Source organism: Thainema salinarum CENA647, assembly GCF_057732415.1.
In genome coordinates, this window is the sequence record NZ_JBYJZJ010000022.1 from 5,054,576 (window position 1) to 5,069,359 (window position 14,784).

The window sequence follows — 14,784 nt, forward strand, 5'->3', positions numbered from 1 at the left end:
AGGCCGACTGTTATCGCATAGATACACCACTGTTATTGGATAGACCAGCGGATACGTACCCTAGCGAATTAGTTCTGCATTGGGTTGATAGCTGCCTTTGAGATCACACAAACCCAGCAGGATCGTGATCTGCGTACTGCGACTCACATTTTGTAGATGTAAGTGCGATCGCACTTATTCAAACTTAAGACTTCGATTCAAGCCTCTGATTTTGATCATCAGCCCAGCCGATAGACTTCAAATACCAGAACGCCACTGCAAACAGTAAAACGTATCGATCCAGCGGAAACGCTTTGATCATGATTAGGCAATTGAACAGCCAGATTAACGTGATCAGATTCAGGAGAGAAAATCGCAGACAGGCAATCAACGCCAAACCGTAGAGCACAGCTACAGCAATCGCTCCCTGCGGCAGCAGCGCAATCCCCTTCATCAGCGGGCCATCGCCAACCAACGACGGCGGAAAAATTAGCACATAGACCAGTAATGCGATCGCAACTCCAATTCCTTTACGGATTGGCATCGCAAACAGCTTTTGGCGCAGAAGCCCAATAAAAATCAGGCTTTCCGGAATCACCACATAAAGACTCGTAAACGCCATAAAGTTAACAACATGACCTGGCCCCACCGCCCAAAACGTTTGCTGCACCTCCGGCGTCTCACGAATCTCAATCGCAGTTTCCGGAGCCAATCCCTGAAATAGGTAGAGCCAAACGCCAATCGATAGCACAGCGACCAGCGGTGCCAGCCACTTCCACTGATCCGCCAGCCGGATTTGATTGAATGCGATCGCAGTTTTCATCCCTAAGCCAAATTCATAGGTGAAAATCGCCAGCGGAAAGGCCAGCGCATACTGCCGGGACGCAATGGCCAGAATGAACGCGACACCGCTCAAAAAAGTGCGATCGCGAACATAGGCCATCAACCCCAAAACAATCCAAAAGCAGGTAATCAGTTCGGTGTATAACCGTCCACTCAGCCAGAAATAGTAGGGACACAGCCATAAACCAATCAAGCACAATAGCGCGTATGGCTTACCGGATTTAGGCCAGCCGATGATCAGGCTAATAGCAAGCGACAACCCTAGATTCAGTAAGCGACCTAAAAAAATACCCTGCTGAAACAGGTACTCCAATGCGCCAAATGTGATGAAGGGCAGCGGCGTATTTAGCTCTTCATAATTACGGAGTTGCTCCAGCGTCGGCAATATGCGATCGCTAAAGCTCAAACTCGTTTCCCAAAAGTGGCGCTCATCCCGCCAGTAGTCGCCTTGGAGAAAATCCAGCCAAATCAGTAGAGCCACATAAACTGCCGTGACTAAACACAAGACAATGAATCGTTGTCTAGATCGAGAAATTGAATGAATCATGCAGATCGTGGAGGATTGAAAAGGTAAGGTTAAACCTTAAATCAACGACGCAATTACTGGTGATGCCTGTTAATACTGATAATGCTTGTAATCAAAATAAAAGAATGCTATTTCATGTTTACTCTATCTGGAGAAAATCTGGGCAGCGTTACGTAGGGGCGAATGGCCATATAGCCCTTCGGGCATGGCTTCGCTAACGCCCCTACCAAACACGTAAAATTGCGGCTCTGAAACTTTCCTGGCAACAACAAAACGACCCTGACAAAATATGAAATCGCTCCCTCAAACCTAAAGGTCGTTAGATCTGGAATCATTGCTCCCCTGATACAGCTAAGTTTAAGCACTTTACGGAATGACTGAGAACTGCTTTGGGCTGAATTCCGCCCACCCAGCGTTTCGCCACTTTATGATGGGAACACTGGAGAACACGAATTAAGAGTCTCTCACTGAATTCATGGGATTTATTTACGCTTGGCTGAATTGGCTCGAAGCCCGCTGGGTTAGCCCAGCCTACGCTGGCGCATTGTTGATCGGGTTAACCCTCTGCTTCTTGGGCGCAGCGCTCAACACAATGGCAGGCTGGCTCTACGTGATCAGCGGCATCACAATGGCACTGATCCTGATTGCCGCTATTCTCCCGCCGAGGACATTGCGGGGCATCAAAATTGTGCGATCGCAGATTTCACCCGTCAGCGCAGGCGACCCAATCCAGGTTGAATTAGAAATCTCAAACCCCACTCCGCAGCCTAAATCACTGCTGCAAATTCAGGACGAACTGCCGCCGCGACTGGGACAGCCCGTTACCCAATCCATTGAGCAAATTCCAGCCCAAGGCGCTTATCGCTGGACGTACAGCCAACTGGCGGAGAAGCGCGGCATCTATCGCTGGCAAACGCTGAAACTCCGCACCGCTGCACCGTTGGGTTTATTTTGGTGTCTGCGATCGCAAATCGCCAAAGCCACCGCAATTGTCTATCCCACCGTGTTGCCGCTGGCGCAATGTCCACTGATTGACCAAATTGGCCAAGATCCCCACGAGCAGGTCAGCAGCAGCTACCGTTCGCAATCTGCCACGGAGGGCATTACCCAATCCCTGCGTCCCTACCGCTGGGGCGACCCAATTCGCTTAATCCACTGGCGCACCAGTGCCCGCTACGGCGATCTGCGGGTGCGAGAACTGGAGCGGCTAACTGGATCAAATGAGATCGTGATTGCGCTCGACAGCGCGGCTCAATGGCAGTCGGATGCCTTTGAACAAGCCGTAATTGCCGCCGCCTCTCTCTACTTCTACAGCCAGCGACAGGGACTCCAGCCCCACATCTGGACGGCAGCCACTGGCCTGGTACACAACGATCTATCGGTATTGATGACCCTAGCGGGCGTGACCGATGGCGAACAACTGACCACAGACACCCGCTGGCAGAGCCAAGTGATCTGGCTAACGGCTGACTCACAAACGCTCAGTGCATTGCCTGCCGGGAGTCGCTGGCTGCTCTGGCCAACTGCGATCGCAGGTAGCAGTCACCAGTCCCTCTCAACCACCGAGGCATCTGGCGAGGGCTTAGTGATTCAAGCCGATCAGCCGCTTCAGATCCAGCTTCAGCGCTAATACGAGTTCTGTTCTACCCGTCTCTACACGTCGCTATGTTGAACCAAATAGAAGTCATTCAAGCTGATATCACCCAACTTCAGGTTGATGCCATTGTTAATGCAGCGAATACCTCTCTGCTAGGCGGTGGTGGGGTAGATGGTGCGATCCATAGAGCAGCTGGCCCCGATCTGCTTCAAGAGTGCCGCTTGTTGGGTGGTTGCAAAGTGGGGCAAGCCAAAATCACCTGTGGATACAACCTTCCGGCGCAATGGATTATTCACACGGTTGGCCCAGTTTGGCGAGGTGGATCGAATAATGAATCACAGTTGCTAGCTTCCTGCTATCAAGCTTCACTTAAATTGGCCGTAGAACACTCAATCAAGTCGATTGCCTTTCCGGCAATTAGCTGCGGCGTCTATGGCTATCCCATTCAACAGGCCGCTCAAATTGCTGTTGCAGAGACGGCTCGGTTTTTACAAGATGACGACACGATTGAGAAAATCCTATTCACTTGCTTCTCGCAGGATATTTATCAAGCCTATCTACAGGTGTTCACTCAAGCTTAGCAGTTGCCTCAATAATCCGGTTATAGCAATAGCCATATTAGTTAGGACGTTGTGGTGGTAACACCTCTGCCGCACCACCACAACGTCCCTGTCCCACCCAAACTGGCTACATCTATACGGTCTGACTCGGGAAAAAATATAGAAGATCTATATTGCAAATTCTCGCAATCCTGCGTTCCATTTGTCGCCAGTTGGGCTAAGCTTGCAATGATTTCTGGAGTCGGCTTCGGCGGATATTCCAAGGGTTCGTTGGGGCTATCGTCCAGGAATCGTTACTCTATAGCTAATTCGAGGTGAATGATGAAGTTCACACCGCTTGCGCTTGCTGCGATCGCAGCAAGCAGTTTTGGGATTGCGACAACCGCAGTCCTCCTAACAGACTCACCCGCTCTGGCAGATCGCCCAGGTTACTATCCCCATCGTCCCCATACAGGTGGCGATGGTGGTTACCATCCAGGTACACCAAGTCGACCTACTAGCGATGGCCAAGCAGGGCAATTAAAAGGTGCTAGTCCAGAAACGCAAATTCTGGTGTATCCCCAACCTGACGCTGATGCCGAACCAATCGGCTACGGCTTTGCTGGAGACGACATTACCGTACAAGACACGGTAAGCAACGGCAGTTGGTACTACGTCCAATTTGCTGCCTCCGGCGCTCGGGGATGGGTTCAAGGTCAATACGTCAGCATTAACTAATGCGGTAGCGCCAGAACCCGTGTGATATCTAATCACAACGCCACGTTTCGATAACGACTAGACATTAGTAGGCCCATCAATAAGGTGTCATCGCTAGACACCGTTTGTTGATGGGTTTTTTTGTTTTCATGTTTTTTATAGCGAGAACCATATCAACCCTAAAAGAGGATTCTGCTGTCGCGATGCGACAGCAGAATCCTCTTTTAGGGTTGATATGGATACAAAGCTTATCTGAGATCGCAAAGCTGGCATGGAAAGAGACAAAGTGGGAGAATAAACAAAATTGCAAAGTTTGATACGGATAGGCGAAAGGTTTGTTGAGGAACGGGTTTAACATGTTGAAGCGAATTACTGCCGCGTTGCTGATCGTCCTAGCAATAGGCTTACAAGGCTGCGTCTCTGCGGGAGCAGGACTACAAAGCTATGCTGATAGCTACGATGGCTACGAATTTTTATACCCAACCGGCTGGGTCAAAGTGCAAGTTTCCAACGGGCCAGACGTTGTCTATCGTGACCTGATCAACGATACCGAAAACGTCAGCGTGGTGATTAGTCCCGTGCCAGAAGGCGAAAGCTTAGAAGATTTGGGCACGCCGACTGAAGTGGGCTACAAACTGGCAAAAAGCATTTCAACTCTGGCTGAAAACCAGCGTAAAGTTGATTTGATTAGTGCAGAAGCTCAACAAAAGGGGACAGAAACCTACTATCTGCTGGAATATGAAGTGGATTTGCCCGATCAGCAACGGCATAATCTAGCCAGTGTTGTCGTCCGTCGAGGACAGCTCTTTACGTTTAATGCTTCAACCTTAGAGAACCGCTGGAGCAAAGTTGGCGATCTGTTGCGTCAGTCAGTGGACTCTTTCTCTGTTTACTAAATCTAAGACAGTTGGTATCAATAAACGTAACCCCAAAACTAGGGGCAGCCTCAAGAGGCGCTCCTTCAGTTTTGGGGTTTTAGTCTAATTGCATTTAGCACTATGAGACAGCCCCGCTTCGTTCTAGCCTCAGCTTCTCCTGCCCGCAAGCGGCTCCTCCAGTCCGTTGGCATTGAGCCAATCGTGCGGCCCAGCGATTTTGATGAGTCACGAATTCAGCTCCGTGATCCGTTGGCATTGGTTGAAGAGTTAGCTCTCGGCAAAGCCAATGTGATTGTGCCCCAGTTTGCCGATACTCATGCGCTAGTGATGGGATGCGATTCGGTGCTGGCCATTCAGGGTGAAATTTACGGTAAGCCAGAGACACCTGAAGTTGCGATCGCACGTTGGCAAACCATGCGCGGTCAGGTGGGCCAGCTCTATACAGGGCATGCGCTGATTGATACGCAGCAGCAGCGCACCGTGGTGCAGACGGGCATTACCCAGGTCTATTTTGCCGATATCTGCGATCGCGAAATTGAAGCTTACGTGGCGACGGGCGAACCGTTAAATTGTGCCGGTTGCTTTGCGCTCGAAGGCAAGGGTGGAGCATTTGTGGAAAAAATCGACGGCTGCCACAGCAACGTGATTGGCCTCAGCCTACCGCTACTCCGCCAAATAATGATGCAGTTGGGCTATCAAATCACCGATTTTTGGTAATCGTAATAACCGACTGATGTTTATGAACAACTCACCCTCCAAGCTGTTCATAAACATCACTAGAGCCTCAAGATTAGAGTCTTAATCGATTGAACAACCTTCTTCATTGCAGGAAATATTATTCGCGGCAGCTTCTGCCGGAACAATCGTAAATCCACCAACGCGAATGCCTTCAAACCCAAACTGCTCTTGCAAAACTTGGCTAAAACTATTGATGATCTCTGGCAGTTGCTTTTCAATTTCAGTCCGCAACTGATCGGCTTCGGGGGGTGGATTTCCAACGGCTTCTACAGGCATTGACCAACATCCTCAGTAAACGACTACATTAAATGATTACATTCATTTTAGGATGAAGCTCCAGCCTCAGAATTCCAAGTTTGCAATTTACTGCTCATACCAAACATAGAAGAAGGCTTAAGCCACCGTGACCAGGCAACTTAAGCCTTCTTCTTGTTCTTCTACAGCAATCTTAAATTGATTATGAACAGGCCGCCCCGCTGGAGCAGCCTGTTCATAATCAATTTAATTCAACAGCTATTTAATAGAGCTGTACATTTATAAAATCGCTAGGCTGTGATACCTGTAGGATTAGCAGTGCCGATGATCAGGTTTTCTAGCTGATCAACCGTCAAGGTAGGAACTGCGCTCAACAAGAGCGCCGCCACACCTGCAACGTGCGGAGCAGCCATTGAGGTGCCGCTATAGGCATCGTAATTATTACCCGGAGTAGTAGACACAATATCAACTCCCGGTGCAACAACGTAATCTAAAACAACCGAACCAGCATAATTCGCAAACGCAGGGATCTGTCGGTTAATGTCAACTGCGCCAACGGCGATGCCCCAATCTGTCGCATGTTTGGCAGGGAAACCCGGTTGAAAATCATATTCGTTACCAGCAGCCATAATCACGGCAACTCCTTGATTCCAGGCATACTCAACGGCATCACGAATATCAGCCGAAAACGTACCGCCCAAGCTCAGATTGATGACATCGGCTCCATTGTCAACGGCATAGACAATGCCCTCAGAGATGTCAGCATTGGTACCAAAACCGTTATCCATCAAGACTTGAATCGGCATAATTGCAGCATCCGGCGCAACCCCAGTTACCTGGTTTGCTCCTGTTGCTGCCACTGTTCCAGCGACATGGGTACCGTGGCCATTGTTGTCCATCGGATCATTATCGTCGTAGGCAAAATCCCAACCTTGAACATCGTCAATATAGCCATTGCCATCATCATCAATGCCATTGTTGGCGACTTCGCCCGCATTAGCCCAGATGTTATCGGCTAAAGCAACGTGGTTGTAGTCCACTCCCGTATCAATCACGGCGACCACGACGCCTTGCCCTGTATATCCTTGGGCCCAGACTTCTGGTGCTCCTACCTGGTCAAGATTCCACTGATCACCACCGAGGTCGGGAACATTGGCAAAAGCGGACTGGCCAAGAGCAGTTGCCACCAGCGCAGCGGCATCAACGTGCCCATACCCGTAAAAGCTGCTAAACCCAGGAGTCGGACTGCCGCCATTCACCGATGTGGTTAGTGTATAGCTACCAGTTGTATTAGAGGCATAAGAAGTCGCCTGGACAATGTAGTTGGTATCTGCCTGGGCCACAAATATCAGTTGAGAATTGAGGCCAGGGCCGCCGTCATCATCCATCGCAATAATGTCGCCAGTATCGGCATCGACCAACTGTAGATAAGTATCGAATTGGCTGGAACTGAGATTGATTTGAACCGTCTGACCAGCCGTTAGATTCGATATGTAATAGCCGTCATAGTAGTAGTCGCCAAACTGTTTATCTTCTGCATCGCTGCTGACTAATGCTCCCTGTACAGTTTGGTTGGGCTGCACAGCAGCGGCTGGATTGAGCTGGCCAGCCGAACTATTGAGCTGATAGTTGCCAACTTCACCTACACCAAAACTGCTGACTTGAATGATGTAATCGGTTTCAGCCTGAACGGTAAATGTCAGCTGGGAATTTAAGCCAGGGCCACTATCATCATCAAATGCAACCAGTGTCCCCGTGTCGGCATTGATGATTTGGAGGTAGGTATCAAAAGCACTAGAGTTGACGCGAACTTGAACCTGTTCACCAGCCGCTAAGCCAGCCAGATAGTATCCATCGTAGAAGCTGCCACTGCGCAGGGGATTATTCAGATCTGTGCTGTCTAGAGCCCCGAATAAACGGGACTGTATACTGGCATCGGTTGGCCGGACTAGTGCTGTTGCAGCCGATAGCCCAGTCAGGACATCACCTGCGCCAGTTTGTTTTAGATCTGATGGAGCTGCCGCTAGGGCTAACTCTTCACTCAAAAAGGTGATCAGCTGAGTTGACAGCGCTGCACTGCGGCTCAACCCCGCTTGGGCTGATTGAAGATCGAAACGCTCTGTGCTGAGGTCGCTAGACGCTGTGCCAATGTTGAACGAAGCATGGCCAAGTAGCGGAGTATGCTCTGGATTGAAACCATAGGGGTTGGGTTCAATGTGAAATCCTGATTCTGTCTGTTGGGATGCGATGGGATGATGCATATCTAATCCTGTTTGCAAAAGAGCAAGAAAAGAGCACCGATGGCTCTTTTGGGGCAATTTCAGAATGACTCTTTGAAATACAAGCTGATACGTTTGGCTTCAGGATAGTTTTGGTGAATTTGTCAATCTCAATAGAGCAGATTTCATCAGAGATACATGCGATCGCACTTTCTATGAAGCCTCCATAAAGCCAGACGACTGAAGCAGGGCACATTAAACAGGGCCGACATAGACGCGTTAGTTCATATCGCTGAACAGCCTCAAGTTATGCAGAAAGCCAATTCCGCATATTGGCAAGGGTTGACAGTGGTTTATCAACGTTGTTTTGGTGGGGTTTGATGGTTGATATGTCGCACTTTGCGCGATATATCAACCATCAAAACTGATTTGACACAGTACTAAGGTCGATCCAAAAAGCTGCTAGTGACCGTCACAACAGACGTCAACAATTAACAATCACCATCATCAACCAACAATCATCCACAGCCATTCATCCACATGGGCGTTGCTTAATCTGGGTATGAATTGTGATGTGGGGGCAGTGTCCCCACATCACAATTCATCCTTAAAATCAGCAATCCCTCCACATGGGCTGACTGGACTGAGTGAAAACCTGGCCGATCCGACATGGAGCATCGGCGTGTGCGGCCCGCTTCCGTAAAGAAGTCTAAATGGGGTTCGGATCAGCCATGTTGTATTGGGCTCAGGCTTGCTATACTGCACGGCATTCTGGACTATCGAATTCCTATTGGTGAATACCGCTCAGTGAGAACTGTAAGAATCTTGTGGTATTTGCAATGACAACAGCCGTGGATGGGGCATTCTAGTACAGCGTCAAGTTTGTTTTTGTAGGATTCAGGGAATGCAGGGCACTACCATAACCGTTGGACAGCGAATCCTCAGGTTAGTCAACTTACGACCAGAAGAAAGCGAGCGAACATTTCTGATGTTTGTGGCCTACACAGCTACATCGATTGGCATCCTCTGGCTGGAAATGAGTTCGGCTGCGCTGTTTCTAACCAGCTACGGCGCTGAGTTTCTGCCCTGGATTTACATTGCCAGTGCGGCAATTGGCTTAGGATTAAATTCAATTTATTCCGTCCTTCAGCGGTTGCTGCCACTGCGCCATGTGATTGTGCTGATTGCGGTACTGATGGCTGTGCCGCTGCTGTTTTTTCGGGTTGGGTTAGCCATTCCGACGCTTTATACGATTACGGTTTTCATCATGCGGCTGTGGAATGAGGCCATTTTTGCCCTCAACGAGGTTAACACCTCGGTCACAGCGAATCAAATCTTCAATATTCGCGAAATTAAGCGAACTTACCCGCTTATCAGCAGTGGCAACCTGGTTTCTGATGTCATCAGTGGTTTTTCGCTGCCGCTGATGCTGGCGCTGTTGGGAATCGAAAATATTTTGGTGCTAGCTTGCCTGGTTATGCTGCTGGGTTCAGGCATGCTGTTCTATCTCAGCCGCACTTACCAGCAGGCGTTTCCCGATTTTGTCCGTCAGCGGGAGCATAAAGAGCCAATCCGGCACTCGGAGCGGACTGATTCAGCCGCCCAGCGGTTACGCGGTTCGCTGTTGCAGTACATCGTGCTGCTGTTTTGCTTTTTTGTGCTGGCGCAGGTGATGTATTTACTGATTGATTTTCAGTATCTCAGCCAGCTAGAGCTGAATTTGGACTTAAATGCGATCGCAGGGTTCCTGGGTCTGTTTAGCGGCATTCTCGGCCTGGTCGAGCTGTTCACCCAGTGGTTTGTCTCCAGTCGAGTGATTGAGCGCATGGGCATTTTCTTCATTGCGTCGCTGCTGCCAATTATGGCGGGACTATTGGCTCTGTTGCCCTTGTTCGGTGTCGTCAATTTGCTCATTGGTCTGGTGGTGCTGAAGTTTGTCGATGAGCTGTTGCGCTATACGCTGCAAGCCAGCACAACTCCAATTTTGTTTCAGCCCGTTCCTAACCGAGTTCAGTCTCGCATTCAGTCACTGGTAAGGGGTCTAGCCGAACCCCTGTCGATGGTGATTACCGGAGTGGGCATTTTGCTGGTGATTGCCGGACTACAGCGGTTTGTATCGGCAACGGTCAACAGCGAGACGCTGCAAAGCGAGGTATTTGTGGCCAGCATTGTGCTGGTGGCACTAATCTGGCTGGGTGTGGCTTACCTATTGCGATCGCGCTATCTCAATCTGCTGGTTGTCAGCGTCGATCGAGGAGAGTTAAGTACAGCCGATGGCAACCTGCGATCTATGCGGCAGGCCATGATTGACGCCATTGGTCGTCCCGGTAGTGAAACCGATCGAGCCAGCTATATTGACTTACTGGCCAGCCTAGATCCTGATGGTGTGGCCGAAGCGCTGGCTCCGCTGTTACCGACCCTGCCCCCCACGCTTCAGTGCAAAAGCTTGGCCATCATGCTGGAACATCCCAATCCAGACCATCTCAGTACGGTGCGATCGCTCATTCCCGCGCATCAAACACCAGAAGTACTGGCACTGGCGCTGCGCTACGTGTGGATCACCGAATCCAACAGCAAGCAGGCGTCCGACACTCATACTTTGATGGCCTATCTCCAGCCCAGTGTCGATCCGGTGGTGCGAGGCACAGCAGCGGCGCTGATTTTGCGCAATGGTTCTATTAGCGAACAAGAGGTTGCCCTGACGACAATTCAGCAAATGCTGATTGACCCACGAGAACGAGAGCGGATCATGGGCTGTCAGGCAATGGGCGATGCGGGCGCAATGGATACGCAACAGCTCAGTACCCAGCGTTCAGAAACTCCCCGCACGGGTATCCAGCGCTTCAATGCCCCAGCCGATCTAGACTTTGTACCCAGCGCCGCCAACCGCAGCTTCTACGAGTCCGAATTTAGTATTTATATTCGAGGACTGCTACAAGATGAATCCTTACTCGTGCGTCAAGAAGCTCTAGATGCGATCGCAGCCATGCGCTTGCACGAATATTATCCGTCGCTCCTGCGCGGTTTGCACTACAAGTCCACCCGTGAAGCCGCCGAACGGGCGCTCAGCCGCCTGGGCAACGAAGCGATTCCCATGCTGGTGCGGCTGGCCGAAGATCCCACCAAGCCAGAAATGGTCTGTTTTCACGCCTGGAGCGCCATTGGCAACATCAACACGGAACCCGCTTTAGACGCGATGGTGCTCCCCCTGCGTACGATCTGGGGGAACCGACGGCGGACGCTACTGCGCGCCCTGCTGCGCATGCCGCAGGACAAGGGCGTGGAGGCCGTGCTGGAGCGAATTGGCCGCAGCGGGGTTGAACTCATGCTTGATCAAGAGCTGATGTTCGTCGGCCAAATTATTGCTGCGCTCCAGGATCTCAGAGTAGAAATGGTCGCCACGGAAGAGGCTGAGCTACTGCGTCGGGGACTGCAAGATCTGCAACTGGATGGAACTGAGCGAATTTTCTTGCTGATGCGCTTTTTATACGACGCCAACGCGATGCAGGCCGCTGAATTTAGCATTCTGCGCTCTGGCTCGTTCAACAGCATGGCGCGCGGACTGGAGATCTTAGACAATACGCTGGATATTCCCAGTAAGCGGGCACTATTGACCGTGCTCGATCAAACGTCCCTCGAAAATAAGCTCCTGAGCCTGTCTGACTTAATTGTGTACTATCCCCTCCTGCCCAGTGATCGCTTACGATTCTTACTCGATCTGCGGCATTTTTTATCGGATTGGGTGGTGGCCTGCTGTTTCTACCTGGCGCGTCAGCAGCACTGGAGCATTTCCGCAGAACAAATTTTAATTTGCCTACAGCACACCACAGGCTTTGTTCGGGAAGCCGTTTTGGACTACCTCAAGATGGCCTCACCGCGATCGCTCAAGGAACTGCTGCCACTCATGCAAAATGATCCCAATCCCTTGGTCGTCGATCAGGTACAGAAATTGCGGCAGGAGTTACAGCAGGGGTCACAAGGGTGAGGCCACCCTGTCACTCTCCTGCCCAAACCGTTAAATTCTTGCGCACAGTGTGGCATTCCAACGATATAGAGGTATTCTGAGGGCGTGTTGGCCAGGATGCGATGCCGTGTTTTGTTCAGTCAGATGGGTACGCTAATGATTGAAGATACCGAGATGCGATCGCACTTCCCTGTTTACTGTTCCAGACGGTTGATATGTTAAGCAGCGTCAAACGATTATTGTTCGTTCGCGGTGTCCCCATCTTCCAAGAGTTGCGGGACGACTTTTTGATTCGCTTGGCATCCATTATGGATGAGCTATCGTTTCCAGCGAATCACACGATTTTTACACAGGGAGAAGAAGGCCGCTCGCTGTATATCGTGATTTCGGGGCGAGTTCGAGTTCACATCGTCGACAATGAGCTGGCTCAGCTCGATGCAGGTGCCTGCTTTGGAGAAATGGCGCTTTTTGATGCTGAACCTCGATCCGCTTCTGTGACCACAATCGATCCCTGCAACTGTCTGGTACTCACGCAGCAACAGCTCTATGAAGCCATTGACGAAACGCCAGGGATCGCCGTCAACGTCATTGCCATGCTGTCGCGCCGCGTGCGAGAACTCAACCAAAAGCTAAATGAAGCCGAAAAACTATTGGCTCAATCTGCCCACTCCGCCCCCCAACCCCTGAGCTATGTTGTGCGCTCAGCTGCCAATCCAGCGGCTGTATCCACTGGCAACGGCGTTGCTGCGAACTATTACGACAGCCAAATCATGATTCGACGCTCATCGTCTTCTTAATCGAGCAAAAATTGCGGCCAAGGCAAACCCAGCAGCTGCGATCGCATACAAAAACACTGTTTCTGACGCGAAAGCTCCAATCAAAAACGCAAAACCAACGCCTAACGCTATGCCAGAGAGAATTTGCCACGTTCGCTGTGTCATAGTCACGTCTTCTATTTACAGGCTACCTACGGCAATAGTGACACATGGGCACTGACCACTCGCCACCCCTCTGGAGTACGCATCCAGGTTTGGCTCTGGCGACCGAACTGCCCCGGACGCCGAAATTCAGTATTTGCCGTGGCAAAGTCAGCTCCATAGGTCGTGATCACCGTATTCACCAACATACGGGCTAATCCTTTAGCTAACCGCTGGCTGCGAAATGTTGCGATCGCATCGTACCCATAGAGATTTTCCGTCGCTCCATAGCGAATCGTTTGGGGACTCCGCCAAAACAGCTCATCCAGCACGGCCACATCGTTACTCACTAGCGCCTTCTCATAGCGCTCAAAGGCAGCAGTTACCTCTGCAACAACATCTGGCCGATTAATTTCCATAGGAGTTATCCTCAAACGGTAATCATGTTGTGGTTGCGCCAAGCACACCAGCGCAAGATCATGACCTAAATACCACTCCGAAATACCACTCTGTGTAGTGCCTGGGTGATGGCTACTATAGGATGATGACGATAGTACAGCAATGATGCGCCCCATGTTGCAATTTCAGCCTAGTGGATTTGGTCAGCGAGTCTGTGAAACCTCGCTGGGTGTGATGGCCTACTACACGCCAATGGATCAGCCGTGGCGCGATCCCAAGCAGCCCGAACCTGATTTACCGCCGCTGCTGTTTCTGCACAGCCTCGGTGGTGGCTCGTCCGCCTACGAATGGTCAAAAGTCTATCCGGCCTTTGCTGCGGATTATCAAGTGATTGCACCCGATCTAATCGGTTGGGGACAGTCCACTCATCCGATTCGGGATTACACCGTAGAAGACTATTTCACCATGCTCAGCGAGCTAATGGAGTGGATTGGACGACCAGTCACGGTGTTCGCTTCATCCTTAACTGCAGGAATTACAGTACGTTTGGCAGTCCAGCAGCCCGAACACTTTGCCCAATTGATTCTGGTATGCCCATCCGGCTACAGCGATTTTGGGACTAACTTTGGAGCCGGGCTGTCGGCTCAGCTCACGAAAATTCCAGGGCTGAATGATTTGATTTATAACTTGGGTGCAGCCAATGAAACGGCTGTCTCCAACTTTATGGCCCAGTTTCTGTTTGCCCAGCCGTCCAGAATTACGCCCGAAATGGTTGCGGCCTACGTCACCTCAGCCCGTCAGCGCCATGCTCAGTATGCGGCTCTCGCTTCACTTAAAGGCAATTTAAGCTTCGACCTATCGCGCTATATCAGCCAGCTTTCGGTGCCAACCGCCATGATTTGGGGAGAACAGGCCAAGTTCAACCGCCCAAGTATCGGTGAGCGGCTCGCTAAACTGAATCCACACGCAATCAAAGGATTTCATACTATTCCTAATACTGGCGTTTTGCCGCATTTAGAATATCCTGCTTACGTCGTGGGACTCGCGACACCTTATCTTCCATAGGTCAATTGAATCGATTGACCAATATCAAGTCTCTGTATCAGAAGCCAATTTATTACATGTTTTTTATTTCCAAGCATTTAAAACTTGTGCCGATTGATCAATCGATATTGATCAATTCAGAAAATCAACTTGTTTCAATAAAGCTCAA

Annotated in this window: 13 protein-coding genes; 8 read left to right on the forward strand and 5 right to left on the reverse strand. The window is 50.5% G+C overall.

Annotated elements, in window-relative coordinates:
* Positions 1-184: 184 nt before the first annotated feature.
* Positions 185-1,303 (reverse strand): hypothetical protein, encoded by a 1,119-nt coding sequence (locus AC286M_RS28895; protein WP_488207669.1) that lies wholly within the window; start codon positions 1,301-1,303, stop codon positions 185-187.
* Positions 1,304-1,823: 520 nt separating this feature from the next.
* On the opposite strand from AC286M_RS28895, the gene AC286M_RS28900 reads away from it, so the two are divergent.
* The 5 genes from AC286M_RS28900 to AC286M_RS28920 all read left to right on the forward strand — a co-directional run bounded on the left by AC286M_RS28900 (position 1,824) and on the right by AC286M_RS28920 (position 5,796).
* Entirely contained in the window at positions 1,824-2,978 is a 1,155-nt protein-coding gene (locus tag AC286M_RS28900) for a DUF58 domain-containing protein (RefSeq protein ID WP_488207670.1), read from the forward strand.
* A gap of 35 nt (positions 2,979-3,013) precedes the next feature.
* The gene (locus AC286M_RS28905; RefSeq protein ID WP_488207671.1) at positions 3,014-3,526 is read left to right on the forward strand and encodes an O-acetyl-ADP-ribose deacetylase; all 513 of its coding nucleotides are present in this window, start codon (positions 3,014-3,016) and stop codon (positions 3,524-3,526) included.
* A 297-nt stretch (positions 3,527-3,823) separates the two neighbouring features.
* Positions 3,824-4,222 (forward strand): SH3 domain-containing protein, encoded by a 399-nt coding sequence (locus tag AC286M_RS28910; protein ID WP_488207672.1) that lies wholly within the window; start codon positions 3,824-3,826, stop codon positions 4,220-4,222.
* Between the two features lie 335 nt (positions 4,223-4,557).
* Positions 4,558-5,097, forward strand: a complete 540-nt coding sequence (gene psbP / locus AC286M_RS28915) for a photosystem II reaction center PsbP (RefSeq protein WP_488207673.1) — start codon at positions 4,558-4,560, stop codon at positions 5,095-5,097.
* A gap of 102 nt (positions 5,098-5,199) precedes the next feature.
* Positions 5,200-5,796: a Maf family protein gene (locus tag AC286M_RS28920; RefSeq protein WP_488207674.1), complete on the forward strand. Its 597-nt coding sequence runs from the start codon at positions 5,200-5,202 to the stop codon at positions 5,794-5,796.
* Between the two features lie 81 nt (positions 5,797-5,877).
* Here the strand turns inward: AC286M_RS28920 and AC286M_RS28925 are convergent, their stop codons facing one another.
* A complete protein-coding gene (locus tag AC286M_RS28925; protein WP_488207675.1) occupies positions 5,878-6,093 on the reverse strand; it encodes a hypothetical protein in 216 nt (71 codons plus the stop codon).
* A gap of 269 nt (positions 6,094-6,362) precedes the next feature.
* The gene (locus AC286M_RS28930; protein ID WP_488207676.1) at positions 6,363-8,333 is read right to left on the reverse strand and encodes a S8 family serine peptidase; all 1,971 of its coding nucleotides are present in this window, start codon (positions 8,331-8,333) and stop codon (positions 6,363-6,365) included.
* Between the two features lie 862 nt (positions 8,334-9,195).
* On the opposite strand from AC286M_RS28930, the gene AC286M_RS28935 reads away from it, so the two are divergent.
* Positions 9,196-12,276: an MFS transporter gene (locus tag AC286M_RS28935; RefSeq protein WP_488207677.1), complete on the forward strand. Its 3,081-nt coding sequence runs from the start codon at positions 9,196-9,198 to the stop codon at positions 12,274-12,276.
* Positions 12,277-12,470: 194 nt separating this feature from the next.
* On the forward strand, positions 12,471-13,052 hold the full coding sequence (locus AC286M_RS28940; protein WP_488207678.1) for a Crp/Fnr family transcriptional regulator: 582 nt from the start codon (positions 12,471-12,473) through the stop codon (positions 13,050-13,052).
* Here the strand turns inward: AC286M_RS28940 and AC286M_RS28945 are convergent.
* Both AC286M_RS28945 and hpxZ read right to left on the reverse strand, forming a co-directional pair.
* Positions 13,038-13,196, reverse strand: a complete 159-nt coding sequence (locus tag AC286M_RS28945) for a hypothetical protein (protein WP_488207679.1) — start codon at positions 13,194-13,196, stop codon at positions 13,038-13,040. The two genes, AC286M_RS28940 and AC286M_RS28945, sit on opposite strands and share 15 nt — an antisense overlap.
* Positions 13,197-13,222: 26 nt before the next feature.
* The gene (gene hpxZ, locus AC286M_RS28950; protein WP_488207680.1) at positions 13,223-13,591 is read right to left on the reverse strand and encodes an oxalurate catabolism protein HpxZ; all 369 of its coding nucleotides are present in this window, start codon (positions 13,589-13,591) and stop codon (positions 13,223-13,225) included.
* A gap of 142 nt (positions 13,592-13,733) precedes the next feature.
* On the opposite strand from hpxZ, the gene AC286M_RS28955 reads away from it, so the two are divergent.
* Positions 13,734-14,636 (forward strand): alpha/beta fold hydrolase, encoded by a 903-nt coding sequence (locus tag AC286M_RS28955; protein WP_488207681.1) that lies wholly within the window; start codon positions 13,734-13,736, stop codon positions 14,634-14,636.
* Positions 14,637-14,784 lie beyond the last annotated feature (148 nt).

Excerpts from the sequence above, each read along its gene's own strand:
- AC286M_RS28935 (WP_488207677.1), top strand. The coding sequence starts at position 9,196 with ATGCAGGGCACTACCATAACCGTTGGACAGCGAATCCTCAGGTTAGTC.
- AC286M_RS28905 (WP_488207671.1), top strand. The coding sequence starts at position 3,014 with ATGTTGAACCAAATAGAAGTCATTCAAGCTGATATCACCCAACTTCAG.
- AC286M_RS28940 (WP_488207678.1), top strand. The coding sequence starts at position 12,471 with ATGTTAAGCAGCGTCAAACGATTATTGTTCGTTCGCGGTGTCCCCATC.
- AC286M_RS28920 (WP_488207674.1), top strand. The coding sequence starts at position 5,200 with ATGAGACAGCCCCGCTTCGTTCTAGCCTCAGCTTCTCCTGCCCGCAAG.
- AC286M_RS28925 (WP_488207675.1), bottom strand. The coding sequence starts at position 6,093 with ATGCCTGTAGAAGCCGTTGGAAATCCACCCCCCGAAGCCGATCAGTTG.
- hpxZ (WP_488207680.1), bottom strand. The coding sequence starts at position 13,591 with ATGGAAATTAATCGGCCAGATGTTGTTGCAGAGGTAACTGCTGCCTTT.
- AC286M_RS28910 (WP_488207672.1), top strand. The coding sequence starts at position 3,824 with ATGATGAAGTTCACACCGCTTGCGCTTGCTGCGATCGCAGCAAGCAGT.
- AC286M_RS28955 (WP_488207681.1), top strand. The coding sequence starts at position 13,734 with ATGATGCGCCCCATGTTGCAATTTCAGCCTAGTGGATTTGGTCAGCGA.
- AC286M_RS28930 (WP_488207676.1), bottom strand. The coding sequence starts at position 8,333 with ATGCATCATCCCATCGCATCCCAACAGACAGAATCAGGATTTCACATT.
- psbP (WP_488207673.1), top strand. The coding sequence starts at position 4,558 with ATGTTGAAGCGAATTACTGCCGCGTTGCTGATCGTCCTAGCAATAGGC.
- AC286M_RS28900 (WP_488207670.1), top strand. The coding sequence starts at position 1,824 with ATGGGATTTATTTACGCTTGGCTGAATTGGCTCGAAGCCCGCTGGGTT.
- AC286M_RS28945 (WP_488207679.1), bottom strand. The coding sequence starts at position 13,196 with ATGACACAGCGAACGTGGCAAATTCTCTCTGGCATAGCGTTAGGCGTT.